A 23,755-nucleotide genomic window follows, 5' to 3' on the forward strand; every position below is an offset into this window, starting at 1 on the left:
GCTGCTCCGCTAGAGCTGCTCCCCCGGCTCACCACTGACACGTTCGAGCAGCCGCAGCGACCCGGTGGCCGAGACCTCCCGGAACTGTCCGGAATCAAGTGCGCGACAGTAGATGTAATACGGTGGCCGGCCGCCGTCCTTCGGGTCGGGGAACACGTCGTGAATGACCAGCGCCCCACCGGTGTCGACCCATTTGGCCCAGCCGTCGAAGTCCTGGTTCGCCGCGGCCTCGCTGTGGCCGCCGTCGATGAACAGGAACTGCAGCGGCGCGCGCCAGGCCCGCGCCACCAGCGGTGACTTGCCGACGATCGCGACGACGTGGTCGTCCAACCGGGCGGTATCGAGCGCACGGCGAAAGGCCGGCAGCGTGTCGAACAGGCCCGTGACCTCATCCACCATCGACGCGTCGTGATACTCCCACCCGGCCTGGTGCTCCTCGGAACCGTGATGGTGGTCGACCGTGTAGACCACGCCGCCGGTCTGTTGCGCCGCCGCACCAAGCAAAAGAGTGGATTTACCGCAGTACGTGCCGATCTCGACGCCGATACCGCCGCCGAGATACCGCAGCGCGGCGTCGTACAGCGCGCGGCCCTCATCGGCCGGCATGAAACCTTGCACCTGTTCGGCCAGCGCGAACAAGCGCTCGGGCGCATGCGCGTCGACGTGACTCATCAGCTGAACCTATCGTCTGGATCGACGCCGCCGACACCGTGGTCGTTGTTCGCGCTGAGCGATCACCCGCGATCTGTATCCGGCCTGCCCAGCGGGCGGAGCGGGTTCGCTCTAACATCATCTGCGTGTGCGCGTTGCTTATCCGTAAATTTGCTGGTGTGGGCTTTGCCGCGGTCATGGCCGCGGCCGCCCTGACGTTGCCCGCCGCGGTGCTGCCGCCCGGGACGCCGGGGGCGGCACCGCCGGCCGCGGCCGCGAACTGCCCGCCGGTGCAGATCGTGTTCGCCCGCGGCCGTAACGAATCACCCGGGCCGGGCGTGCTGGGCAATGCGTTCATCAGTGACGTGCGCAGCAAGGTCAACAGGACCGTCGGCGTGTACGCCGTGCAATACCCGGCCGACACCGAGGTGGCCCAGGGTGCCAACGACATGAGCCACCACATTCAGGACATGGTCAACAACTGCCCCGACACCCGGCTGGTGCTGGGCGGGTACTCGCTGGGTGCGGCGGTCACCGACGTCGTGCTGGCGGCGCCCATCGGCGCCTTCGGTTTCGACAGCCCGCTACCGCCCGGGGTCGATCAGCACGTCGCCGCCGTCGCCCTGTTCGGCAACGGAAGCCAGTGGGTGGGTCCGATCACCAACTTCAACCCGACCTATAACGACCGGACCATCGAGTTGTGCCACGGCGCCGATCCCATCTGCAACCCGGCCGACCCGAACACCTGGAAGGAAAACTGGCCACAGCATCTCGCCGGCGCCTACATAGACGCCGGCATGGCCGACCAGGCCGCCGACTTCGTCGCCGGCAAGCTCTGACCCAACGGCGCATCCCTTGACCACTACGCAAGGCTCGAATCCGCTAGCAGATGTGCTAGCGGATTCACGCGTGGCCGCTGTTCGGCGCCGGGGCTGCCCGAGCCCGGCCCACGCCTAACGCAGGTTGGTGGGGTTGAGGTCCTCGGGCATCTGCTGTCCGGCGTCCTCGTAGGCCTTCTTGATCGCGGCCATCGCGGGCGCGCCGTAGTCGCGCTTCTTCGCGACCACCATGTCGTAGCTGGCGCGCAGCGGATCCATGTGGCCCCGGAATTCGGGAATCACGTAGCGGCCCATCAATTCATAGCTGCGCAGGGTGGCCTCCCGGTCCGCCCAATCCCCGGCCAGCACCAGGAAGCCACCGAATCCACCGGTGATGTTCTGCAGCCGGTGCAACGCCTCGATCATGTCGTCCGGCGTACCCACGATCGCGGCGTCCTCTTCGATTTCCTGCTCCAGCGTGTAGTCGTTCTTCAGCCCGGCGACCCGCTTGAAGTACCCGACGCGTTCGGCTTCACGCCCTTCGATCACCTCGGCCTTGGCCTGTTCGCGAGTGTGCGCGAGGTGGGCCCGGATCACCAGGCGCCACTCGTCGCGGCGGAGTTGCTTGCCGGTTTCCGCGGCGGCCTTCTCGCCGAGCGCCCAGTGCGCCGCGAGGTCCTTCTTGCCGCCGATCAGCCCGGCGCCCAGCGAAAGAACGCCCACCCCGTGTGTGCCGGCCGCGGTCATGCCCGACGGCGAGGTGCTGGACGCGACGGCTATCGGCATCGTCCCGTTCACCGGAAGCATTTGCAGCCGAGCCTCATTCAGGGTGAACCAGTCGCTGTGATGCGTGACGATCTCACCGGCGAGCAGCCGGATGATCACGCCCAGGGCCTCGTTCATTCGGGGTCGCTGCGTGCTCGGGTCGATGCCCATCATCGTGGCGTCGGAGATCAGCGCCCCCGGGCCCACGCCGAGCATCGCCCGGCCGTGCGTCAGGTAGTCCAGCTGCACGAATCGGTCGGCCACCATCATCGGGTGGTGGTACGGCAGGCTGACCACTCCGGAACCGAGCTTGATCCGCTGGGTCCGTTGCCCGGCCGCCGCCAGGAACATCGCCGGGTCGGCGATGTTCTCCCACGCCGCCGAGTGGTGCTCGCCCACCCATGCCTCGTCGAAGCCCCACCGGTCGCACAACTCGATCAGCTCGAGGTCGCGCTCGTAGGTGGTCAGCGGGCTTTCCCGCACCGGGTGGTACGGGGCGATGAATGTTCCGAACCTCAACATGCCGTCCAGCTCCTATAGTCTACGTCAACGTTCATGCTCAATATGTCCAAGCAAGGGGGCGCCTGATGCTCGATCCCGCCGCGTACCGCACCATCGACGTCGCCGTGAACGGCGCGACCGCCGTCGCGGTGCTGACGCTGAACCGCCCGCAGAAGGCCAACGCCGTTGACGACGTGATGCATTCGGAACTGTCGCGGGTGTTCGCGGCGGCCCAGGACGACGTCCGGGTGCGTGCCGTCGTGCTGACCGGGGCGGGCCGAACCTTCTCCGCCGGCGGCGACGAATCCAGCGATCGCGAGTACTCGCCCAGCTCGGGGCGAACCCCTATCGAGGAGGCGCGCCACATCGTCGACGACATCGTGGGGCTGACCAAGCCGCTGGTCGCCGCGGTCAACGGCCACGCGATCGGGCTCGGTGCGGTGCTGGCGACCCTGGCCGACGTCTCGTACATGTCGGAGGCGGCCAAACTCGGCGACCTGCACGTGCACGCCGCGCTGCCGGCGGGCAACGGGGCCGCGGTGATCTGGCCGCTGCTCGTCGGGCTCAACCGCGCCAAATACCTGCTGATGACGGGTGAGTTGCTCAGTGCCGCGGAAGCCGAACGCTTCGGGCTGGTCTCCCGCGTCGTCCCGCCGGCCGACGTTCTGCCGTCGTCCATGGCGATGGCGCAACGACTCGCAGCGCTGGCCCCCCAGGCGGTGCAGGGCACCAAGGCGGCGGTGAATCGGCTGCTCGCGATGGCCTCGGGTGCGGTGCTGCCGTTCTCGTTGGCCCTCGAGGCGGCCGCCATGGAGCACGATGATTTCCGCGCCGCGATGGCGAAGCTGGGCCGCGCGTGAGGCTTGCATCAGTAGCGACGCTAAGACGCCGCCCGAGATTTGTCAACGTCAACGTTCACGTTGATAAACGTGTTAATGCTCAGGTCAGCTCGCCCGATGGCGTATTTTGACATCGCAGCACCCGCACACCAGGAGGCCGACGATTCCAGCCGTACGCCAGCAGAGCGATAACGCTCGGCGCCGCCACGAACGGCGCAACGCCGACCGCCGCGCGTCCAACGAGCGGTGGCAGACGATCCTCAAGGGAGCCGCGGAAGTCTTCCGTCGCGAGGGCTTCGCCCGGGCGCGGCTCGAAGACGTCGCCGCCGAGGTGGGCATCAACCGGGCCTCGTTGTACTACTACGTGGGCACCAAAGAGGAACTGCTGGTCGCGCTCATCGAGCAGCCGGCCTACGAGATGACCCGGCACTGCCGCGAAGCGCTCGAATCGGACGCGTCACCCGATGAGAAGTTGCGTCGCGCACTGGACTCCTACATCACCGACCTCGCCACCTACCCCGAGCTCTTCCTGTTGTTCGGCGAAAGTCAGCACATCGCAACCATTCCCGAGGCGCAGGGCATCGTCACCAACGCCGACGCCTACGGCAAGACGCTGCTGGCGATCATCGAAGAGGGGGTGGCGGGCGGCGTGTTCCGCTCGGATCTGGACCCGCGCCTGACGATGCTCGGCATCCTGGGCATGCACAACTGGATTCACCGGTGGTATGTCCCCGGCGGGCGCAACTCGCTGAACGAGATCGGCGACGCCTTTGCCGCCATGGTGCTCTCCGGCTTGCGGCCCTGACCCCAGACTGTACGCAATCGCGCGATTTGTGCGGCGGCGAGCTGCGTTGACGCGGTGACCGAGCCTAAGATTGAATGCAATCGCGAGTCCCTGCTGCCTGCCGAGAGGAGACGCAATGCCGCGTCTGAAGCCGATCCCGCGCGATGAAGTCACCGACGAGTTCACCCTGAAGATGTACGACTTCATGTTCGGCGATCGTGACCCGGTGGCCGAGCCCGGCACCCTCGGCGGCACTCCGGGCAACTGGTGGACGGTGATGGCGCAATCCCCCGCCGCCCTGCGCCACGCCGTGCGTGGCTTCCGCTTCTACCGCGAAGAGGTCTCCATTCGGGCCGATCACCGCGAGCTCGGCCAGATCCGGGCGGGCTGGGTGGTCGGCAGCCAGTTCGTCTACTCCCAGCACTGCAAGGCATGCCGGTCCGCGGGGCTGTCCGAGGAGAAGATCGAGGCCATTCCGTCGTGGCAGACCGCGGATTGTTTCGATCAGACCGAGCGCCTGTTGCTGGCCTACGCGGATTGCCTTGCGGGACAGCATGGCCGGGTGCCGGAGCGGCTGATGACCCAGTTGCGGGAAGTCTTCACCGATACCGAGATCCTCGAATTCACCTACACCACCACGATGTACGTGATGCACGCGATCATGTCGCGTGCCTTGCGGCTGGAGTTCGACGACGTGGACGACCCGACGGTCGAGGTTGTCGATACGGAAGGCGGCGGTGTGCTCGACATCGGCGCCGCGACGTCCGGGCGTGACTGACGTGAGCGAAATGGATGGCCGCTCGCAGCTGGCGTACCGGCTGATCAGGCGTGCCATCGCCGAGGGTGAATTCGAGCCGGGGTCGCGCCTGGTCGAACAACGCATCGGTGAGATGTTCGACCTGTCCCGAACCCCCGTCCGAGAAGCGTTGCGGGCCTTGGCGGCAGACGGGCTGGTCACCATCGAGCGCAACCGGGGTGCGATCGTCGCGACCATGTCCGACACCGACATCCGTGACCAGTATGAGCTGCGCGCCCGGTTGGAGTCGCTGGCCGCCGAACGCGCCGCGACCCGAATGGGGGCCGACGGCATCGCGGCGCTCGACGCCGCGATCGCCGAGTTCGACCACGGTATCGAGCTGATGTCCGGCGGTTCGGCCGACGACGGACTGCGTCGTATTACCACCGCCAACAGCAACTTTCATCAGGCCATCGTCGTGGGCGCGCAGCATCGGCGATTGTCCGCGCTGCTGGAACACGCCGTCGATATTCCCTTGGTATACCAGGTGTTTCGGCATCAGACCCGGGACGAACGTGAGCGGTCGAACCTATTCCACCGCATGGTGCGCGACGCCATCGCGGTCGGTGAGCCGGTGCGAGCCGGCGCGCTGATGGCCGAGCACATCCTGCAGGGCCGCGATTCCCTGCTCTCGTTGAGGTCGCAGCACGATCGCGAGTCCGAAACGCACGCTTCGTGACCGTCGGCGTCGGCGAGCGGTTCCGGTTGGACGATCGCGTCGCCGTCGTGACGGGGGCGACGTCCGAATTGGGGCTGGCGATCGCGCGGGCGCTGGGCGCCGCGGGGGCGCGGATTGCCCTGGCGAGCCGGCGTCTCGAGCAGGTCGAAGCGCGCTGCGCGGAGCTGCGTGATGACGGCATCGACGCGGCGGCCTTCCGGGTGAACGTCGCCGATCCCGGATCATGCGCGGCCGCGACGGATCAGGTCGTCGATCGGTTCGGCGGCGTGGACGTGCTGGTCAACAACGCCGGAGTGGGCACCGCCGCTCCGGCGACGCGTGAAGATCCCGAACAGTTCCGGCACACCATCGAGGTGAACCTGATGGGCGCCTACTGGATGAGCCAGGCGTGCGGGCGGGTGATGCGGCCCGGTTCAGCCGTGGTGATGATCAGCAGCATCCTGGGGGTGACCACGACGACGCTGCCGCAGGCGGGCTACGTGTCGAGCAAGGCCGGGCTGCTGGGACTCACCCGCGATCTGGCCCGACAGTGGACCGGCCGCAAGGGTATTCGGGTCAATGCCCTGGCGCCGGGGTTCCTGTCCACCGGGCTGACCGAACTCACGCCGGACGGGTTCAACGACGACTTCGTGGCGTCCCGGGTACCGGCGGCGCGGTTGGGCGAACCCGACGAGGTCGCCGCCGCGGTGTTGTTCCTGGCGAGCCCGGCGTCCTCATTTGTCAGTGGGGCGGTGCTGCCTGTTGACGGCGGCGCCCTGATCACCTGACCGGCGGGCGAATAACAGGCCCCGCAGGTGTTCGGTGACGGCGGGGTCGATCAGGTCCGGCTCGTAGAGCAGGTCCGGCGGAAAGTACAGCACAATCTCGTCGATGCCCAGCTGCTGCCAGCCGGCCACCCATTCATCGAACGCCTGGACCGACGACCAGATCGGATCCGGCGTGGTGGCCGGGCTGCCGGCCAGGATCTGTCGGCGGATGGTGGCCGGGTCGCGGCCCAATTCGGCGCAGAACTCGTCGAGGGAAGCCGACCGCCGCGCGGTGATGTCCAGCAACTCCGACGACGACAGCCCCCATCCGCCGAAGGAGCTCCAGATGTCACCGAACCGCGCGGCCAATCGCAGGCTCGAACGATCATGTGCGGCAACGCAGATCGGCGGCCGGGGCCGTTGCAGCGGCGCGGGCCGCAACCGGAAGTTGCGTACGGCGTAGTGGGCGCCGGAAAAGTCCACCGGTTCGGCACGCAGCAACCCATCGACCAGCTCGACCGCTTCGGCGAATCGGGCCGCGCGTTCGTCGCGCGCCCAGGGTTCGGTGCCGACGAACTCGTGATCGGTGGGCGCGTATCCGGCTCCGATACCCAGTTGCAGGCGGCCGCCGGACATGTTCTCGACGGTGATGGCCTGACGGGCCAGCATCACCGGATGGCGCAGGATGACATTGGACACCAACGGCCCCAGCAGAATGCGGCGGGTGCAGTTGGCCAAACCGGCCAGCGTGGTGAAGGCGTCGAACCAATTCGACCGGGGCGCTTGCGGATTGGCGCCGTGGTCGTCGATCCACAGGCTGCGAAAGCCCAACTCCTCGGCCCGCTCGCAACGGGCCGCCAGCGTGGCCCAGGCGACGTTGGGAAACAGCAGCGCTCCGAAGTCGGTCACCGGCCCGCGTGCAGGGCGTCGGTCTCGGCCTCGTTCTCGGCGCGGCGACGGGCGTCGCGCTCTTCCAGGAATTGCTGTGTCGCACCGACGATCGCGTTGGTGATGTTGCCCATCAGCGTTTCACGATGGAAGATCGTCCAGTCGCGGCTGCGCTCGAGCGGCTCGAGGGAATCCTGAAACGCGGGCATGACGTAGCGGCTGATCATCTCGTAGGAGCGCAGCGTGGCCTCGCGGTTGGCCCATTCGTGGGCCATCAGCAGATAGGTGCCGAAGCCCCCGGACTGCTTCTCCAGCCGGCGCAGCTGCTCGATCGCCATGTCGGGTGTGCCGATGACGCCCACACCGGTCTCGTTGACGGCGGACACGATGTCTTCGCCGGGATCGAAATCACCCAGAATCGGTATGGCCCCGACGTTCTGGAAGTAGTCGACCCATTGCGCCAGACCGGCTTCGACGTCCTTGCGGGCCTGTTCCTCGGATTCGGCGATGTGCATCGGCCCGCACATCCGCCAGCCCTGCCGGCTCACGGTGGTTCCGTGCGCGGCGGCGGTTTCTGTTGCGGTGCGCCAATTTCGGGCCAGCGCATCGAAGGCCTTCTTCTGGGTGGCCGCGATCGACAGCAGCCCGATGCCGAATTTGCCCGCCGCCACCGGGCCGGACGGGGATGCGGTCACCGCCACGCTGACCTCGATGTTGGGCTTGCTGTAGGGGCGCAGCTGCAATCGGGCGTCACGCAGCGTGAACCAGTCGGTCTGCCGGTTCACCGGTGCCTCGTCGCGCCACAGTTCAAGTACCGCCTCGAGGGACTCGAGCATCATGTCGCGCTGGCGCGTGGTCTCGATGCCCATCATGTAGGCGTCCCCGGGCAGCGCGCCCGGCCCGACGCCGACGATCAGGCGCCCACGGGTCAGGTGGTCGAGTTGCACCATGCGGTCGGCGAACATGAACGGGTGGTGGTACGGCAACGACGCCACCCCGGTGCCCAACCGGATGCGCTTGGTGCGGGCGGCGGCCGTCGCGATCATCAGGTCCGGCGCGCCGATGATTTCCGTTCCGCCCGAGTGGTGTTCGCCGAACCAGGCCTCCTCGTAGCCGAGCTCCTCTACGGCCTCGACTAATTGCAGGTCACGCTCGAATGCGAGCGTCGGATTGTCGCCGACCATGTGATACGGGGCGATGAAGACACCAAAGCGCATGGCTTGAATCTACGTCTACGTTCACGTTCATGCAAGCGGTCGTGCCGTGCGGGCGCGAGGGCACGGTTGGGGTACCGGCCTAAGTCCAATGGTGGCGACCCGCCGCGCCCGGCAACGCCGCGCTTGCGATCGCCACTAGTCCAGGGCGGCGGCGTGCCGCGCCAGGCGCTTGGCGCGTTCCATGTCGTAGTGCTTGCGCGTCACGAGCCGCTGCGCGAACAGCCCGCCGCCGGATTGCACATTGGTCACCAGGTGCCAGCCGCCGTAGGAATCGGCGGTGGTGTCACGGATGGCGTGGAACAGTTTGGCGCGCGCGTCTCCGGATACCTCGGATGCCCCGGTCAAATACTTGCGCAACTGCGGGCCGATGTCCGGGTTGTCCAGGTCCGCCATGGACGGCGTGGTGATCACTCCGCCGCCGGCGATGTCGTGTAAGTGCCGCACCATCAAGTTGAAGTTCGCCGCGCCAAGGTATTTGGTCGCGTTCGTGTACAGGTCGTCGGGATAGTAGTAGCCCTCGGGCGTGGTGTGCGCGTTGCTGATCGCGGCCTCCATGCCGGCCCGCAGGTTGGTGGCATGGATCATCATCTCGTCGATCTTCTCCCGGATGTGCGACACCCGGGCGGTGCCGTTGGCCTCGGCCATCAACTGAGCCAGGCCCACCATCTCGTCGGCCTGTTCCACCATCACCGCGGTGCCGCCGAGGCGCTCCCACAGGCCCAGTGAGTGCGCGAAGATTCCGGCCTGTGTCGCAACGCCATCGAGGAAGACGTGCTCGGTCGGGACGAACACGTCGTCGAAGATCACGAACCCGTCGGGCATGCTGCGCCGCGCGCTCACCGGGTAGTCGCGCTCGTCGCCGCCGCGGGCCTGCACGGTGCGGCTGATGACGTGTACGCCGGGGGCGTTGACCGGGACCGCGCAGGCGATGGCGTAGTCCTCCTCCCCCGGCTTCATCGACTTGGTCGGCATCACCATCAGGTGATGGGCGAACGGTGCGGCGCTGATGTGCAGCTTGGCGCCGCGGATCACCACGCCGTCGTCGCGGCGCTCCACCACCCGCACGTATTGGTCGGCGTCGTCCTGCGCGGACGGCGCCTTCGATCGGTCGCCCTTGGAGTCGGTGATGCATTCGGCGATTCGGATGTCGTCCCGGCGTGCCTGTGCCACATAGCCATCGATGCGGGCGACCAACTCGGGATGGGCGTCGGCCAGTCGCGCCGCCGCCACCACGAGCGTCATCAGCGACTGGTAGGTGACGTTGAGCAGCAGGTCCATGGCGGTGAGGATCGGCACCCGATCGCGCAGTTCCTCGACGCTGCGCGGCGCCTCCACCAACGGGTTCACCGCGTCGGCGTCGGGGCGGTAGTACTCGTCGTAGCCCGCGGCCACCGCGTCGAGCGCGGGCGCCAGCAGCGGATCGGTGTCCATGTCGGTGACCAGCTTGCCGTCCTGGTAGATCCGCCGTCCGTCGCGAAGTGAATTTTTGTACTGCTCGCCGGTCATCATGGTCGGTGCGCTCTCCTCTATCGACTGGTCCGCTGGTTGAAGGGCTTGTCACGGTCGGGGTCGGCTTCGCGGGGGAGTCCGAGCACGCGCTCGGCGATGATGTTGCGTTGGATCTCCGAGGTGCCACCTGCGATGCAGTATTTCTTCATCTCCAGGAATGACCTTGTGCCCGGCGGCATTTCGGTACCGGTGGGCCAGCCCATGGTGAGTTCGGGCTGCAGGTCGATACGGATGCGGCCCGCGCGCTCATGCAGGTCCGCGCTGACGAGTTTGCGGATCGAGTCGATGGCCCCGGGGTTGCGGTCCGCGGCGACGCTGGCCCGGAAGCTAGCGCTCTGCAGCGCGCGTTCGTCGACGAGCATGTGCTGCAAGCGATCTCGCACGTCGGCGCGCAGCCACGCCCCGCTGTCCACCGCTTCGGCGATCAGCTGGTCGGCCACTCCAGGCCCGACGACGGGAGGCCCGGTGAGGCTGTTGCGCTCCTGCATCAGCGTGCTGATACCGACCTTCCATCCGGCGTTCAGTGGGCCCAGGCGCGCCGAGTCCGGCAGTACACCTCGGTCAGGAAGACCTCGTTGAATTCGGCGTCGCCGGTCATCTGCCGAAGCGGCCGCACCTCCACGCCCCGCGTGCGCATATCGAGCAGGAAATACGTGATGCCGGCATGCTTGGGCAGCGTCGGATCGGTGCGGGCCATCAGCAGCCCGAAGTCGGCCGTGTTGGCGAACGAACTCCAGATCTTCTGCCCGTTGACCAGCCAGCGGTCGTCGTCGATCCGCACGGCCGAGGTGGACAGCGACGCCAGGTCCGACCCGGCGCCGGGCTCGCTGAACAGCTGACACCACCGGTGATCCCCGCGAGCCAGCGGTCGTAGGTAGGTATCACGCTGTTCGTCGGTGCCCCACTGCAGAATCGTCGGCCCCGCCAGCCACACGCCGACGAAATCCTCCTCGGGCCGGTCGATGCCGCGGCGGCGCAGCTCCTCCACTGCGGCACCGCCTTCGTCGCGGCCCAGGCCGCGCCCGCCGTATTCGGCCGGCCAGGTCGGCGTGGCCCAGCCGGCCTCGCCGAGGCGGCGATACCAGTCGCGCCGCACGGGCGAATATCTCTCGCCGGGTGGCGGCGGTGTGTGGTCGTTGGCGAGCTCGTCGGTCGCGTTGTCGGCCAGCCACCGGCGCAGCTCGTCGAGCGCAGGCGATTGGCCTTGGACCTCGGCCGAAACGGTTGCCGTTGCCGCCGAACGGTTTTCGGCAACCGCCACGCCGAGCCGGTCGCGGTGCGCCGACGGCGTCGCGAACACGTACTGGTTGGCCTTGGCGCGCCGCAGGTACAGGTGCGCGACATGCTCCCAGGTGTAGCCGATGCCGCCGTGCAGCTGGATCATCTCGGCCGCGTTCTGGACGGCTGCGTCCCCGGACCCCGCCGCGGCCACCGTCACGGCGAACTCCGCGTCGGCAGCATCGTCGGCCAGCTGCCGGATCGCATACCAGGCGCTACCGGCGCACAATTCGGCCCGCACCGTGGCGTCGGCGAGGCGGTGCTTGAGGGCTTGGAACGCCCCGATCTGCCGGCCGAACTGCCGGCGATCCAACAGATACTGCTTGGTGAGCGTGACGCAATGCTCGGCGAGTACCGCCTGCTCGGCGGCCAGCAGTGCCGTCGCGCGCAGGCGCACCCGGGCCAGCACCGCCTCGGCCGCACCCGCCGCGCCGACCTGACGGGCCGGGGCGGCGGTCAACCGGAGATTCGCGAGTCCGCTGCTGGGGTCCAGGGTGGACAGCCGCTCGCGGTCCATACCGTCGGGGCCTGTCACGGCGTACAGCGTGGTGCCGCCGTCGGTATCCGCGGCGACCAGGACGACGTGCGCGTCGGCGCCGTCGGGAACGTGCTGGAATTCGCCGGATATCACCCAATCCGTCCCCTGGCGCTCGGCCCGGCCGGTGCCGTCGGCCAGTGTGGCGGTCAGCTCACCGGCGACGAGTTTCGGCAGCAGTTCCGCGCACGCGGTGTCGTCGCCGGAGGCCAGCAGCGCTTCGGCCGCCAGGCAGGTGGTGGCCAAATAGGGCAGTGCCGCCAGCTCGCGCGCGAGTTCCTCGCAGACGACCGCCTGCTCGTCCAGGCCGGCACCGCTGCCGCCGTACCGCTCCGGAACGGCGATCCCGAGCAGTCCCAATTCGGCGAGCTCGGTCCACCCCGCCTCACGTGCCGCCGCGGGATCGGTGTGCCGCGTTTGGTGCAGGGGTAGGCGCTTGCTGACAAATTTGCGCACCATGGCGCGCAGTTCGTCGAGTTCGGAGGCAGACGACAGCGCGTCGAGCGAGACGGCCATTTTGTATACAGTAGAGCCGATTTGACGGGTGTCAATAACCGAAAGCCTGCCGGTTGCCGGGACACCCGGCCGGTTGTATGCAATCGCGTCGACGGTCGGCGTCACCGGCCAGTCAGTAGGCTAAATCATTTCGCGGCGGGGTCGCGTCGACGCATCAAGGCCTCTTCGCGCCTCGCGGGGCCCGCGGAGCCGATCCGCGAATGATCGACGGCACCGGGTCAAATGCGGCGGCAAAGGCCCTTTGCTGCGGGTAGCGCACCCATGTTGTCACCGCGTCCGAGTCGTCGGGCATTGTCAGCTCCCAACCAATGACTACTACGAATGGTAGTAGCTTTGGGGACGCCTCTAAATACCTCAACTAGGACTTGAGAGTTTCTCCGACGCCGACGGATTAACTATTTGCTCCGCGGCGTGCTTTTAGGATCCGGATGCGAACGGGATCGCGCCAATTTGACGGCGAATTCAGGCGGGAGTGTTCCCGCTCGAGTACAGCTTGAAGTTACGGACCATCGGAACCACCGGGTTACCAACTGCGGCGCGCTGGCGGGCGCGGAAAGACGGATGACGGCGCATTGCTTCATTGCGTTCGCGTTCGCGACGTTGAGCGGCAGCCCATGCTGGATGGGACTGGAGGAATATAACCGTGCCTTCTTGTGTATTCGCCACGATCGTCACTCCTCTCAGTACCACCCGCAAAAGCTACAACAGTGTGGTTATCGGATCGTGATTCCAGAATGCCCGCCGAATCCTGAGACCAAACCACCCGTCTAGGTGAGAATTGGCCATGAATTTGCGAACGTAATCCGTTGCCACTGCGCGCTGTCGTCCGTGCTGGAACGACCGCGATCAGAACCATAGCGACGGGCACCGACAGAATTCCCGTTTGAGCCTCATGCCCGGTTGGCTGCTAGGGTCCATTGCTTATGCCGGAGATCGATCGCCGTCGCATGATTCTGACAACCGGGATCGGCGTGCTGGCAGCCGCGCTGCCGGCCCCGAAAGCCGGGGCCTATCCGCGACGACAGGACGAACCTGCCGGTCGGATACCGCCGCCGGCGGCGCCCAGCGGCCAATCCGCGAGCTACATCTTCTCGGACGAATTCGACGGTCCGGCTGGCTCCGCCCCCGATGCGTCGAAATGGGCGATCGCCAAAGCCCGCGAGACAATCAAGGACCCGACCTTTTGGGAGCAGCCCGAGCGCATCGGGCAGTATCGCGATGATCGTGGCAACGTGTTCGTCGACGGCAATTCCAACCTGGTGCTGCGCGCGGCCAAGGACGGGCCCACCTACTACAGCGGCAAGGTGCAAAGCGTGTGGCGCGGCGGCGTCGGCCACACCTGGGAAGCCCGGATCAAACTGAACTGCCTGACCCCGGGCGCCTGGCCCGCGTACTGGCTCGGCAACGACGATCAGGGCGAGATCGACGTCATGGAGTGGTACGGCAACGGCAAATGGCCGTCGGCCACGACCGTGCACGCCAAGGCCAACGGCGGCGAATGGAAGACGCACAACATCGCAGTGGACAGCGCCTGGCATACCTGGCGCACTCAGTGGGACGAGGCGGGCATCCGGTTCTGGAAGGACTACACCGACGGCGCTGCGCCCTACTTCGACGTGCCGGCGAGCTCGCTGCCCGACTGGCCGTTCAACGGGGCGGGATACACGGTCTATCCGGTGTTCAACCTGGCAGTGGCCGGATCTGGTGGCGAAGACCCGGGCCCCGGCACCTACCCCGCCGACATGCTCATCGACTGGATACGCGTCTGGTAGGCGGCACGTCTCAGTGCGTCAGCAGCGCGACCGCAGTCGTGGGCCTGCCACCCGGATGCCGCAAATCAGATCGCAGCCAGGAAACCGGGCGCATCCATATCGGTAAGCGGCCGAACCGTCTGGCGGCCACCAGCAGCGATTCCGCTTCGACGGCTCGCCAGCCGAGGTCTTCGAAGAAGGCGAGCCCGTTTTCGGGGGCGAACCTGAAGGGTGCGTTCTCCGAAATCCCGGCGACATTCTTGTTGATCCGCTTTTTCAGGCCGGGAAAGGCGAAATCGATCATCCACCAGGCGACCTGGGGTCGTTTGATCGCACCCGAAAGGGCCGCGATGTCGGAGGCCTCCAGGTACATCGACAGCCCCTCCGTCAGCACAAAGGCCTTCGTCGCGCCGTCCAGCGCTTCACTGAAGAAGCTGTCTCGGGCGTGGGGGTCGGCCAGGTCAACCGCTATGCGGTTGAGCCGGCAGCGCGGGGCCTGATCGGCAAGTACTTGCGTCTTTTCGGCGAGCAGCTTGGGTAGATCGGCCTCGATCCAGGTGAGGTTTGGTGGGAGGTCGAGGCGATAGGGCCGGGTGTCCAGACCGGCGGCCAGGTTCAGAACGCGGTCACAGCCGTGCGCGAGTGCGTTGGCAATGGCATCGTCGATGAGCTTGGTTCGTGCGACCAGCCACCAACCGCTGCGATCTGTCCATGGAACGTTGTCGACGATCGCGCGGCCCTGTTCACCGGCGAGGCGTTCCGCAAGGTGATCGTTGAACAGCGCATCGGGGCGGGCCGATTCGGTTGCACGGTGCAGCGCCGTCCACCGGGCCGTGTCGGAAACGTGGGTAATGGTGTGCGCTGGACCAGACATACGTTGCGTTATAGCACTACCGTCTGGGCCCTACTGACCAGCCCTGCCTCCGGCGAGCCAGGCCTCGGTCACGGTGCGGGTCGCAGGAGGCGGAAGAGCCGCGTCCGGCGCGCCGAGGCGACCGACCTTGACGGTCCACGCCGGCGATGAGCGGTCGATGCAGGATCCGGCGCCCTGGCTGGGCAACCACAGCACGGCAAGGTCGCTGCCGCATCCGTAGACGCCGGTGTATCCGTCGGCTCGCCCACCCCACGCGCCGCCGTTGCGCAGCAGGCAGCGGGTGCCGTCGTCGAGGGTGAGCGCGAACGGGTCCGGGGTGGCGGTCGGGTGCACGGGCGGAAGCTGACCGTCGAACATCACCCGGTGCATCTGCATGTCCCACGGATTGTCCACGCACAGAAGCGATCCCGGCGTCGACGGCCAGCAGGTGCCGGCTCCGGCCGCACTCGGCGAACAGTGGTAGACGTTGTCGGCAACCGCCGACGGTGACGGTTCCGAGCAGTCGCCGGCCTGCGCGACGTTGCCCGGCCCGGATGCCACCTTGTACCCGTTGATCGCTTCGCCGCTGGGTCCGACGGCCATCACGGTGATCACCTGGGTGGCCGGCGGATCGGCACCCGCGGGGCCGGCCGTCGAGGTCGCCATCAGCGCGGCCGGCAACGCGATCCAGACCTGCGCCATCCGGGGCACCACGTTCATCGGGCCAACCCTTCTCCCCCTGTTGTGCAGACTAGAGCGCCCGCGAGGCCGCCGCCCAATATTCGGCGGGACCGTCGCCGCGGTGGCCTCCGTCGGGTTCCTCACCCGCTGCAAAGGGTCCGGGGCCTTCGGTTGTGAGACAACAGGTTAGAGCTGAGCCCAGACCGACTTCGTCTTCAGGTAGATCTCGAGGCCCTCTTTTCCGAACTCGTGACCCCAGCCGGATTGCTTGTAGCCGCCGAACGGCACATCGTGGTCGAAGACCAACTGGCAGTTGACCTGGACACTGCCGGCCTGCAGCCGCCTCATGATGCGGTGGGCCCGGCCCAGGTTCTCCGTCCAGGCGGTGGCCGCCAGGCCGTAGGTGGTGTCGTTGGCCAGGGCCACGGCCTCGTCCTCGTCGTCGAACGGCAGGATGGTGACCACCGGCCCGAAGATCTCCTGTTGGTACAGCCGCATCCTGGTGTCGACGTTGGTGAGCACCGTCGGGTGCACGAAGTAGCCCTTGCGGTCCAGCCGGTGGCCCCCGGTGACCACCTCGACGCCGTCCCTCTTGCCCTCGTCGATGAAGCCCATGACGCGGGTCAGTTGCTTCTGGCTGATCAGCGGGCCGCTGACGCAGCCCTCCTCGCTGGGGGCGCCCAGCTTGAACGAATTCGCCATCATCGCAATGCCTTCCACGACCCGGTCGTAGACGCCGCGCTGGGCGAAGATGCGCGACCCGCACACGCAGCCTTGGCCGGAGTGCACGAAGATGCCCAGCGACGCCATCATGATCGCGTTGTCCAGGTTGGCGTCGTCGAAGATCAGCACCGGCGATTTTCCGCCGAGTTCGAGCGTGACCTTTTTCAGGTTGTCAGCCGAGGCTCGCACGATCTCCTTGCCGACCTCGGTCGAGCCGGTGAAGGCGACTTTCTGGACATCGGGGTGCGCGGTGATCGCGGCGCCCGCGGTGTGGCCGTAACCGGTCAACAGGTTGACGACCCCCTCGGGCACGCCGGCCTCGTGAATGAGCCTGTCCAACAGCAGCGCCGACAGCGGCGTCTCCTCGGCCGGCTTGACCAGCAGGCTGCCGCCCGCGGCCAAAGCCGGCGCAAGTTTCGCGCTGGCGTTGAAGATCGGGCCGTTCCACGGGAAGATCAGGCCCACCACGCTGTACGGCTCTTTGAGCGTGTAGGCGTGCATGTTGACGTAGTTGTCGGTGGCGATGCCGTCGGTCTTCACGTCGTACGCGACGCCGTTGATCTTGGAACACCAACCGGCGTAGTAGCGGAAGAACTCCGAGCAGGTCGACATCTGCAGTTGGGCCTGCATCAGCGGCATGCCGGTGTTGAGCGAGTCGAGTTGCGCGAACTCCTCGGCGTGCTCGTCGATCAGCTCGCCGATCCGCCACAGGATCTTGGCCCGCTCGCGGCCGGGAAGGTCCGCCCAGACCCCCGACTCGAAGGTCGCCTTCGCTTTCGCCGCGGCGTCGTTGACCGCTTCTTGGCCGCAGTCGGTGAATTCGGTGATCGTCTCCTCGGTCGCGGGATCGATGACCGAGATGACGTCACCCGTTCCGGGGCGCTTGCGAATGTCATCCAATACCGCCTGCACCGTCATCTGATCCCCTTCGTATCGCCAGTCGTGGCGCCCCGGCGCCCAATGCGCTCAGTGCTGAGCACTTGCTTAGCATTGTGCACACGGCTGGTCAAGCACGATCGGCTCAGCGCAGTTGTTGGATCCGAATGAGATTCCCCGCGGGATCGCGGACCGCGCAGTCCCGCAGCCCGTACGGCTGGTCGGTGGGCTCCTGGACGATGTCGACGTCGCCCGCCTGCAGCCGTTCGAAGGTGCCGTCGAGGTCCGTGGTGGCCAGTAGCAGTGTGGCGTAGCTGCCCTTGGCCATCATCTCGGCGATGGTGCGGCGCTCGTCGTCGGTGATGCCCGGGTTGGCGGCGGGCGGGTTCAAGACGATGGACGTATCGGGTTGGTTCGGCGGACCGACCGTGATCCACCGCATCGTGCCCTTGCCGACGTCGAGGCGAACCTCGAACCCGAGGACGTCGCGATAGAAGGCGAGCGATGCTTCGGGGTCCTCATGGGGAAGGAAGCTCGAGTGAATGGTGATGGTCATGCGGTCAGGCTAGGTGCGGCCCGACGGCGGATGCTTCTCGATTCCTGATCGGTCTCGTCACCTGTTTGGCCACGCATGGCGGCATGCCGGCCAGCGCGCCGGCCGCTCGGCGCCGATACGCGCTGGGTGGCACACCGACCAGTTCGGTGAACCGGGTGCTGAAGGTGCCCAAGGACGAGCACCCGACTGCGAAGCACACCTCGGTGACGCTCAGGTCGCCGCGGCGCAGCAGCGCCATGGCGCGCTCGATGCGGCGAGTCATCAAATAGGAGTACGGCGATTCGCCGTAGGCGCGCCGGAATTCGCGGCTGAGGTGGCCGGCGGACATGTGCACCCCGCTCGCGAGCGCTTCGACGTCCAACGGTTGCGTGTAGTCCCGGTCGATGCGGTCGCGGACGCGGCGCAACAGGACCAGCGTGCGCAGGCGCTGCGCCGCCGCCTCGGATGTGCTGGTCACTTGCGATGCCGCCGCTAAACGCCGACGAGCTCGGGGTGGAATTTGGCCGCCATGCGGCGTATTCCGTCGCGCCAGTCGACCGAGGTGCCGCCGATGAGTTCGTGCATCCGGTCGATGGTGGTGGGATTGCCGCGCAGCGCTTGGTCGCTCGCCTCGAAGATCGGTTCCCTGCCGACGAGCGAGCCGAGGTAGTCGCACCACTCCTGCAGGCTGACCGTCTGGTCGCCGCACCAGTTGACGGTGGTCGCCGGGACCGACGCGACCTCGAGCAGCTTCGGGATGGTCCCGATGATGTCGTCCTCGTGAATGGGGTTGTAGCGCGCGGGTTCTCCGGGCGGAACGGGAATCGGGATGCCGCCCAACATCATCTCCATGTGGTAGAACGGCCAGCCGCCGTTGTCGCCGTAGGGAACGTTGAGCCGGGCGATCGTGGTGGGCACGCCGACGACGCGCGCCACCGACCGGGCGACCACTTCCCCGGCGATCTTGGAGATGGAATAGGTGGGGAACAACGGCTTGTGGTTGTCGCCCAGGGCGGATCGCTCGCTGCGGGGGTCGTCGTCCGGCGGGTCGTACACGGCGGCCGACGAGCAGTGCAGAAAAGCCTTCGCGTTGCGGCAGTGGGCCATCAGCAGGCCGACCGACTCCGCGTTGGCCGCCAGGTCCTTGTCCCAGCTTCCGCTCTTGGCCACCGCCAAGTTCAGGACATAATCGAAATCCGTTGGCAGAGTGGTGAAGTCACCGGCCGCCAGATTGACCTTCTCGCAACGAATCCCGGCCTTCTCGAGGCGTTCGCGTGCGGCGGGGTCGGTGAATCGCGCGATTCCCCAGACCTCGTTGTCGGCGGCAAGCGCCCGGGCTATGGGGGTGGCGATTTGACCGGTCGGGCCGGTGATCAGGATTTTTGAGCCGCGCATGCGGTGAATGGTAGCGAGGAGGCGCGCATCCCGACAGAGATGATCGTGCTTTCGCGCATTCTGCTCATCTGCTTATCGGTGAAACCGAAGTTACGGCGCGCCCGCACCAGTGTCGCGCTTTTAGGCGATAGTCGGGATAACCCACGATTTCGGGGTTTTGCGCATTGTGCTCGGCCCCGGCTCAGTCGAGCCGACGCCGATTCGAGCCGAGGTCGGTGACTTACAACCCGGGCTGGTCGTCGATGATGCCCAGCCAGATCTGGGCGACGTCGATGGCGACCTTCTCGCTGATGAAGGCGTGCTGCGTTCCGGTGTAGATGTCCCGGAAGGCGCGCTCCAGCCGGCTACCCTCCCGTATCGAGCTGGTCCCGGCGACCAGGTGGGCCCATTCGGCGCAGCTGCGGGCGGTGTCGGTGGCATAGACGGCGGCCACCCGCATGTCGGCGCGAAGCGCCGGCGTCAGGTCCTGCCCGGACGCCACCGCCGCCTCGGCGGTGGTGAACGCGTCGAGCACCAAGAGGCGGGCGGCACGCCAGGCGGCGCGGTGGTGCGCCAGCCCCTTCTGGAAGGTGGGGCGGCTGGCCAGCGACGCCATGTCACTCATCCGGAATTTCGTCGCGGCCAACTCTTGGACGTCGTCGAGCATGCTCTTGGCCACGCCCAGCGCCCACGAGGCGTGCCCGGCGGCGGTCACGGGCATCAGCCCCATCCGGGTGGCCGGCGAGGTCCCCCGGTAGGGCTGCCGCGCGAACAGCTCGAACGTGCGGCTCTCGGGCACGAACAACTCCTGAGCGCTGTAGTCGTAGGAGCCGGTTCCCTTCAGCCCTTGCACGAACCAGCCGTCGTTGAAACTGATCTCCTCCCGCGGAATCACCGCGACCCGCATCTCCGGGAAACCCTCACTGATCCAGCGCATCTCGCCGTTGTCCATCGGCAGGAAGCCGGCCGCAACGTATTGCGCGTGACCGGTGCCCGAACCGAAGTTCCACGCGCCGGTCACCTGGTAGCCGCCGTCGACGGCGGCGCCTTGCCCGTTGGGAAAGAACTGGCCACCCAAAGTGACCCGGTTGTCGTGCGCGGTAAACACTTCGGCGAAGCCATCGTCGGGCAGGTAGGCCGCCGCGGCGAAGGAGGACGGCAGATTGGCGATCCCGACCCAGCCGAATGAGCCATCCTGCCAAGCCATTTCGATCCAGGTTTCGATCATCTCGGTGAACGACGGCTCGACACCGCCGGCCACGATCGGGTTGAACGCCGACATCAGCCCGCTGGCCCACATCGCGTCCACGATCGCCGGGGTGAGGGTTCGCGCCCGCTCGGATTCGGCGGCTTCGGCGCGCACCAGGTCCCGCATACCGCGGGCCAGCGCGATCACCCGGTCTTCGGTGTCGGCGAGCGAGGTCATGACGGTGACCGTATCAACCACTGATGGCTTCTCGAACGAAAATCAATCGGTCGCGCCGGGTCGTTTACGGTGTGGGTTGTGCGCTGGATCGTCGACGGCATGAATGTGATCGGAAGTCGTCCCGATGGCTGGTGGAAAGACCGTAACGGTGCCATGGTCACATTGGTGGAAAGCCTGGACCGATGGGCGTCGGGTCAAGGAGAAACGGTGACGGTGGTTTTTGAACGACCGCCGTCGGCGGCCATCGCGTCATCGGTGGTCGAGGTTGCGCACGCACCCAGGGCGGCCGCGAATTCGGCCGACGACGAGATCGTCCGGCTGGTCGCGGCCGATGCTGCGCCGCACGAGATTCGCGTGGTGACGTCCGACCGAGCGTTGACCGAGCGAGTGCGAAGTCTCGGCGCATCGGTCCACCGGTCGGAGGCCTTCCGCGACCTGATCGATCCGCGGGACCGATGACCACCGGCTGCCCGAGTCCGGCACCCAACCGGGTCTGCGGGCTCGCACACATCGACGTCCCGATCATCCAGGCCCCGATGACCTACATCGCGGGCGCCCAGCTCGCCGCCGCGGTATCCAATGCCGGCGCCCTGGGCATCATCGAGACCACCTCGGACCAGGGTCGCGCCGACCTGCGACGGGTGCGCGAACTGACCGGCGGTACCGTCGGCGCGAACATCGCGTTGCTGTTCAACCGCGACCCGGCGATGCTGGATCTGCTTGTCGCCAACGACATTCGGTTCGTCACCACCTCGGCCGGCAGCCCATCGGTGTTCACCGAACGTCTCCACGACGCGGGTATCACCGTGTTCCACGTGGTGGGCACACTGGCCGCGGCCAAGAAGGCCGTCGATGCCGGAGTGGACGGGCTGGTAGTCGAGGGCGTCGAAGGGGGCGGATTCAAGAACCGGTTCGGCGCATCGACCATGGTGCTGCTGCCGCTGGTGGCCGCGCACGTCGATATCCCGATCGTGGCCGCCGGAGGGATCTGCGACGCGCGGTCCATGGCGGCCGCGTTTGTTCTCGGCGCCGAAGCGGTGCAGATGGGCACCAGGCTGCTGGCCTCGGCGGACTCGCCGGTGCACGGCAACCTCAAACAGGCGGTCGTCGACGCCGACGAGACCGGCACGGTGATGCTCCCCTTGGACGGCACGCGGATGATGCGCGTCATCCGCACCCCGGCCGCCGAGCGGCTCGACACCACGACATCCGCCGAAGAGGGCGCCGCGGCGCTACAACGCGTGCAGCGGCTCTACTTCGAGGGCGACCTGGATGCCAGCGTCGCCAACACCGGTCAGGTGGCCGGGCGCATTCAGGATCTGCCGCCGGCCGCCGACATCATCAACGAGATGTGGCGAGGCTGCCGCGAGCTGCTGGCGGCCACGTCGGAGAGGGTGGGCCGGGCCGAACTCGAAGAGGCCTAGCCCGAGGCGGGCGCGGAGATCAGCCCGCCGCCGCCAGCGCCGCGTCGTAGTTGGGCTCCTGCGCGATTTCGGGCACCAGTTCGGTGTAGGAGACGTTGCCGTCGGCGCCGATCACCACGATGGCCCGGGCGAGCAATCCGGCCATCGGACCGTCGGTGATGGTGACCCCGTAGTCCTCGCCGAAGCTGTCGCGGAACGCCGAACCGCTCTTGACGTTCTCGATGCCCTCGGCGCCACAGAACCGCGCCTGCGCGAACGGCAGATCCTTCGAGACGTTCACCACGGTCGCCCCGCCCCCGGCGGCGCGCTCGTTGAAGGTCCGCACGCTGGTGGCGCACACCGGCGTGTCGATGGACGGAAAGATATTGAGCACCAAGGGCTTACCGCCGAACTGCTCGCTGCTCACCGGGGCCAGATCGCCGCCGACCAGACTGAAGGCCGGGGCTTTGGATCCGACGGCAGGCAGCTCGCCGACAGTGTTGATCGGGTTTCCACGCAACGTTATCTGTGCCATGGGCAACAGTCTGCCAAGGCCGCCGCGGCCGCCGTGGGGCAGGTCCCATGTCCTGATCAGTGGGATACATGGCGTAGACGACAGACCCCGGCGTGCCCAACACTGAATCCATGCCTCGCAAGGTGGTCATCGTCGGTTTTCCCGGCGTGCAGGCGCTAGACGTGGTGGGCCCGTATGACGTGTTCACCGGCGCCTCGCTGTTGACGGGCGGCGGCTACGACGTCGCGATGGCCTCGGTCGGTGGCCAACCGGTGCAGACGGCCACCTGGCTGGCGTTCGTGGCGACCCCGTTACCGGACCCGGGCGACCCGATCGACACGGTCGTTCTCCCGGGTGGGGCCGGCGTCGACGCGGCCCGCTCCGACGCCGACCTGGTCGCCTGGATCAAGTCCGTCGCCACCCATGCGCGCCGGATGGTCACGGTGTGCACCGGCGCGTTCCTCGCCGCCCAGGCGGGCCTGCTGGATGGGCGCCGGGTGACCACCCATTGGGCCTTCGCCGAGCGGTTGGCGAGTGAATTCCCCGCCATCGACGTCGATGCCGACCCGATCTTCGTGCGAAGCACGGACACCCTATGGACCGCCGCCGGCGTCACCGCGGGTATCGACCTCACGCTCGCGCTGATCGAAGACGACCACGGCACCGAGCTCGCGCAGACGGTTGCCCGCTGGCTCGTGCTGTATCTGCGCCGGCCGGGCGGCCAGACCCAGTTCGCCGCGCCGGTGTGGATGCCGCGGGCCAGACGGGACTTGATCCGCGAGGTGCAGGAGACGATCGAGGCCGAGCCGGGCCGTCCGCACAGCATCGACGAGTTGGCTCGCCGCGCCGCGATGAGCCCGCGGCACTTCACCCGGGTGTTTACCGCCGAAATCGGTGAAGCGCCTGGCCAATACGTCGAACGCATCCGCACCGAGGCCGCACGCCGGCAGTTGGAGGAGACCAACGACACCGTCGTCGCAATCGCCGCCCGGTGTGGCTTCGGCACCGCGGAAACCATGCGACGCAATTTCCTTCGCCGCGTTGGTATTTCGCCCGACCAATACCGCAAGGCCTTCGCCTGACATCGAAAGGACGAC

Annotated in this window: 25 protein-coding genes; 10 read left to right on the forward strand and 15 right to left on the reverse strand. The window is 67.2% G+C overall.

Translation table 11 applies throughout. The features are described 5' to 3' along the window. Positions 1-9: 9 nt before the first annotated feature. Complete coding sequence (locus MTY59_RS20750; RefSeq protein ID WP_221042819.1) at positions 10-672, reverse strand: class I SAM-dependent methyltransferase; 663 nt, start codon at positions 670-672, stop codon at positions 10-12. 176 nt (positions 673-848) lie between these two features. Here MTY59_RS20750 and MTY59_RS20755 point away from each other — a divergent pair, with 176 nt between their 5' ends. Beyond that, the gene (locus MTY59_RS20755) at positions 849-1,490 is read left to right on the forward strand and encodes a cutinase family protein (protein ID WP_221046560.1); all 642 of its coding nucleotides are present in this window, start codon (positions 849-851) and stop codon (positions 1,488-1,490) included. A 114-nt stretch (positions 1,491-1,604) separates the two neighbouring features. On the opposite strand, the gene MTY59_RS20760 is transcribed toward MTY59_RS20755, so the two are convergent. After that, complete coding sequence (locus tag MTY59_RS20760; protein ID WP_250160614.1) at positions 1,605-2,756, reverse strand: LLM class flavin-dependent oxidoreductase; 1,152 nt, start codon at positions 2,754-2,756, stop codon at positions 1,605-1,607. Positions 2,757-2,821: 65 nt separating this feature from the next. Here MTY59_RS20760 and MTY59_RS20765 point away from each other — a divergent pair, with 65 nt between their 5' ends. The 5 genes from MTY59_RS20765 to MTY59_RS20785 all read left to right on the forward strand — a co-directional run bounded on the left by MTY59_RS20765 (position 2,822) and on the right by MTY59_RS20785 (position 6,600). Continuing rightward, entirely contained in the window at positions 2,822-3,595 is a 774-nt protein-coding gene (locus tag MTY59_RS20765) for an enoyl-CoA hydratase/isomerase family protein (RefSeq protein ID WP_221042820.1), read from the forward strand. Between the two features lie 106 nt (positions 3,596-3,701). After that, a complete protein-coding gene (locus MTY59_RS20770) occupies positions 3,702-4,379 on the forward strand; it encodes a TetR/AcrR family transcriptional regulator (protein ID WP_250160615.1) in 678 nt (225 codons plus the stop codon). Positions 4,380-4,494: 115 nt separating this feature from the next. Next, on the forward strand, positions 4,495-5,136 hold the full coding sequence (locus tag MTY59_RS20775; protein ID WP_221042821.1) for a carboxymuconolactone decarboxylase family protein: 642 nt from the start codon (positions 4,495-4,497) through the stop codon (positions 5,134-5,136). Further along, a complete protein-coding gene (locus MTY59_RS20780; protein WP_221042822.1) occupies positions 5,129-5,833 on the forward strand; it encodes a GntR family transcriptional regulator in 705 nt (234 codons plus the stop codon). Before MTY59_RS20775 ends, MTY59_RS20780 begins: the two co-directional genes overlap by 8 nt. Then, the gene (locus tag MTY59_RS20785; protein WP_221042823.1) at positions 5,830-6,600 is read left to right on the forward strand and encodes an SDR family NAD(P)-dependent oxidoreductase; all 771 of its coding nucleotides are present in this window, start codon (positions 5,830-5,832) and stop codon (positions 6,598-6,600) included. Before MTY59_RS20780 ends, MTY59_RS20785 begins: the two co-directional genes overlap by 4 nt. Here the strand turns inward: MTY59_RS20785 and MTY59_RS20790 are convergent. The 5 genes from MTY59_RS20790 to MTY59_RS20810 all read right to left on the reverse strand — a co-directional run bounded on the left by MTY59_RS20790 (position 6,547) and on the right by MTY59_RS20810 (position 12,522). Beyond that, on the reverse strand, positions 6,547-7,488 hold the full coding sequence (locus MTY59_RS20790) for an LLM class flavin-dependent oxidoreductase (protein WP_221042824.1): 942 nt from the start codon (positions 7,486-7,488) through the stop codon (positions 6,547-6,549). The genes MTY59_RS20785 and MTY59_RS20790 overlap by 54 nt on opposite strands. Beyond that, positions 7,485-8,684: an LLM class flavin-dependent oxidoreductase gene (locus tag MTY59_RS20795; RefSeq protein ID WP_221042825.1), complete on the reverse strand. Its 1,200-nt coding sequence runs from the start codon at positions 8,682-8,684 to the stop codon at positions 7,485-7,487. Before MTY59_RS20795 ends, MTY59_RS20790 begins: the two co-directional genes overlap by 4 nt. 135 nt (positions 8,685-8,819) lie before the next feature. Next, positions 8,820-10,193 (reverse strand): 4-hydroxyphenylacetate 3-hydroxylase N-terminal domain-containing protein, encoded by a 1,374-nt coding sequence (locus MTY59_RS20800; protein WP_221042826.1) that lies wholly within the window; start codon positions 10,191-10,193, stop codon positions 8,820-8,822. Between the two features lie 17 nt (positions 10,194-10,210). Continuing rightward, the gene (locus MTY59_RS20805) at positions 10,211-10,774 is read right to left on the reverse strand and encodes an acyl-CoA dehydrogenase family protein (protein WP_284145700.1); all 564 of its coding nucleotides are present in this window, start codon (positions 10,772-10,774) and stop codon (positions 10,211-10,213) included. Beyond that, entirely contained in the window at positions 10,714-12,522 is a 1,809-nt protein-coding gene (locus MTY59_RS20810) for an acyl-CoA dehydrogenase family protein (protein WP_221042828.1), read from the reverse strand. The genes MTY59_RS20805 and MTY59_RS20810 overlap by 61 nt, the downstream gene beginning before the upstream one ends. Before the next feature lie 923 nt (positions 12,523-13,445). On the opposite strand from MTY59_RS20810, the gene MTY59_RS20815 reads away from it, so the two are divergent. Continuing rightward, on the forward strand, positions 13,446-14,294 hold the full coding sequence (locus MTY59_RS20815; RefSeq protein ID WP_221042829.1) for a glycoside hydrolase family 16 protein: 849 nt from the start codon (positions 13,446-13,448) through the stop codon (positions 14,292-14,294). A gap of 10 nt (positions 14,295-14,304) precedes the next feature. On the opposite strand, the gene MTY59_RS20820 is transcribed toward MTY59_RS20815, so the two are convergent. From MTY59_RS20820 to MTY59_RS20850, 7 genes are all read right to left on the reverse strand, one after another. Next, on the reverse strand, positions 14,305-15,147 hold the full coding sequence (locus tag MTY59_RS20820; RefSeq protein ID WP_221042830.1) for a class I SAM-dependent methyltransferase: 843 nt from the start codon (positions 15,145-15,147) through the stop codon (positions 14,305-14,307). Positions 15,148-15,177: 30 nt separating this feature from the next. Next, positions 15,178-15,846: a hypothetical protein gene (locus MTY59_RS20825; protein ID WP_221042831.1), complete on the reverse strand. Its 669-nt coding sequence runs from the start codon at positions 15,844-15,846 to the stop codon at positions 15,178-15,180. Positions 15,847-15,993: 147 nt separating this feature from the next. Continuing rightward, positions 15,994-17,448, reverse strand: coding sequence for an aldehyde dehydrogenase family protein (locus tag MTY59_RS20830; protein ID WP_221042832.1), 1,455 nt, complete (start codon positions 17,446-17,448; stop codon positions 15,994-15,996). A 103-nt stretch (positions 17,449-17,551) separates the two neighbouring features. After that, entirely contained in the window at positions 17,552-17,962 is a 411-nt protein-coding gene (locus MTY59_RS20835) for a VOC family protein (protein WP_221042833.1), read from the reverse strand. Between the two features lie 4 nt (positions 17,963-17,966). Further along, positions 17,967-18,419, reverse strand: a complete 453-nt coding sequence (locus tag MTY59_RS20840) for a helix-turn-helix transcriptional regulator (protein WP_221042834.1) — start codon at positions 18,417-18,419, stop codon at positions 17,967-17,969. 14 nt (positions 18,420-18,433) lie between these two features. Next, positions 18,434-19,336: an NAD-dependent epimerase/dehydratase family protein gene (locus MTY59_RS20845; protein WP_221042835.1), complete on the reverse strand. Its 903-nt coding sequence runs from the start codon at positions 19,334-19,336 to the stop codon at positions 18,434-18,436. A gap of 220 nt (positions 19,337-19,556) precedes the next feature. Then, positions 19,557-20,741 (reverse strand): acyl-CoA dehydrogenase family protein, encoded by a 1,185-nt coding sequence (locus MTY59_RS20850; protein ID WP_221042836.1) that lies wholly within the window; start codon positions 20,739-20,741, stop codon positions 19,557-19,559. A 78-nt stretch (positions 20,742-20,819) separates the two neighbouring features. Between MTY59_RS20850 and MTY59_RS20855 the strand changes: the two genes are divergently transcribed. Together MTY59_RS20855 and MTY59_RS20860 are read left to right on the forward strand one after the other, a co-directional pair. Continuing rightward, entirely contained in the window at positions 20,820-21,200 is a 381-nt protein-coding gene (locus tag MTY59_RS20855) for an NYN domain-containing protein (protein WP_221042837.1), read from the forward strand. Continuing rightward, the gene (locus tag MTY59_RS20860; protein WP_221042838.1) at positions 21,197-22,165 is read left to right on the forward strand and encodes an NAD(P)H-dependent flavin oxidoreductase; all 969 of its coding nucleotides are present in this window, start codon (positions 21,197-21,199) and stop codon (positions 22,163-22,165) included. Before MTY59_RS20855 ends, MTY59_RS20860 begins: the two co-directional genes overlap by 4 nt. Positions 22,166-22,184: 19 nt before the next feature. On the opposite strand, the gene tpx is transcribed toward MTY59_RS20860, so the two are convergent. Continuing rightward, the gene (gene tpx, locus MTY59_RS20865; RefSeq protein ID WP_221042839.1) at positions 22,185-22,679 is read right to left on the reverse strand and encodes a thiol peroxidase; all 495 of its coding nucleotides are present in this window, start codon (positions 22,677-22,679) and stop codon (positions 22,185-22,187) included. 110 nt (positions 22,680-22,789) lie between these two features. Between tpx and MTY59_RS20870 the strand changes: the two genes are divergently transcribed. Continuing rightward, positions 22,790-23,740, forward strand: coding sequence for a GlxA family transcriptional regulator (locus tag MTY59_RS20870; protein ID WP_221042840.1), 951 nt, complete (start codon positions 22,790-22,792; stop codon positions 23,738-23,740). Positions 23,741-23,755 lie beyond the last annotated feature (15 nt).

It is taken from the genome of Mycobacterium senriense (assembly GCF_019668465.1).
GTDB lineage: Bacteria > Actinomycetota > Actinomycetes > Mycobacteriales > Mycobacteriaceae > Mycobacterium > Mycobacterium senriense.

Excerpts from the sequence above, each read along its gene's own strand:
- MTY59_RS20750 (WP_221042819.1), bottom strand. The coding sequence starts at position 672 with ATGAGTCACGTCGACGCGCATGCGCCCGAGCGCTTGTTCGCGCTGGCC.
- MTY59_RS20755 (WP_221046560.1), top strand. The coding sequence starts at position 849 with ATGGCCGCGGCCGCCCTGACGTTGCCCGCCGCGGTGCTGCCGCCCGGG.
- MTY59_RS20760 (WP_250160614.1), bottom strand. The coding sequence starts at position 2,756 with ATGTTGAGGTTCGGAACATTCATCGCCCCGTACCACCCGGTGCGGGAA.
- MTY59_RS20765 (WP_221042820.1), top strand. The coding sequence starts at position 2,822 with ATGCTCGATCCCGCCGCGTACCGCACCATCGACGTCGCCGTGAACGGC.
- MTY59_RS20775 (WP_221042821.1), top strand. The coding sequence starts at position 4,495 with ATGCCGCGTCTGAAGCCGATCCCGCGCGATGAAGTCACCGACGAGTTC.
- MTY59_RS20795 (WP_221042825.1), bottom strand. The coding sequence starts at position 8,684 with ATGCGCTTTGGTGTCTTCATCGCCCCGTATCACATGGTCGGCGACAAT.
- MTY59_RS20800 (WP_221042826.1), bottom strand. The coding sequence starts at position 10,193 with ATGATGACCGGCGAGCAGTACAAAAATTCACTTCGCGACGGACGGCGG.
- MTY59_RS20810 (WP_221042828.1), bottom strand. The coding sequence starts at position 12,522 with ATGGCCGTCTCGCTCGACGCGCTGTCGTCTGCCTCCGAACTCGACGAA.
- MTY59_RS20815 (WP_221042829.1), top strand. The coding sequence starts at position 13,446 with ATGCCGGAGATCGATCGCCGTCGCATGATTCTGACAACCGGGATCGGC.
- MTY59_RS20820 (WP_221042830.1), bottom strand. The coding sequence starts at position 15,147 with ATGTCTGGTCCAGCGCACACCATTACCCACGTTTCCGACACGGCCCGG.
- MTY59_RS20825 (WP_221042831.1), bottom strand. The coding sequence starts at position 15,846 with ATGAACGTGGTGCCCCGGATGGCGCAGGTCTGGATCGCGTTGCCGGCC.
- MTY59_RS20830 (WP_221042832.1), bottom strand. The coding sequence starts at position 17,448 with ATGACGGTGCAGGCGGTATTGGATGACATTCGCAAGCGCCCCGGAACG.
- MTY59_RS20835 (WP_221042833.1), bottom strand. The coding sequence starts at position 17,962 with ATGACCATCACCATTCACTCGAGCTTCCTTCCCCATGAGGACCCCGAA.
- MTY59_RS20845 (WP_221042835.1), bottom strand. The coding sequence starts at position 19,336 with ATGCGCGGCTCAAAAATCCTGATCACCGGCCCGACCGGTCAAATCGCC.
- MTY59_RS20850 (WP_221042836.1), bottom strand. The coding sequence starts at position 20,741 with ATGACCTCGCTCGCCGACACCGAAGACCGGGTGATCGCGCTGGCCCGC.
- MTY59_RS20860 (WP_221042838.1), top strand. The coding sequence starts at position 21,197 with ATGACCACCGGCTGCCCGAGTCCGGCACCCAACCGGGTCTGCGGGCTC.
- tpx (WP_221042839.1), bottom strand. The coding sequence starts at position 22,679 with ATGGCACAGATAACGTTGCGTGGAAACCCGATCAACACTGTCGGCGAG.
- MTY59_RS20870 (WP_221042840.1), top strand. The coding sequence starts at position 22,790 with ATGCCTCGCAAGGTGGTCATCGTCGGTTTTCCCGGCGTGCAGGCGCTA.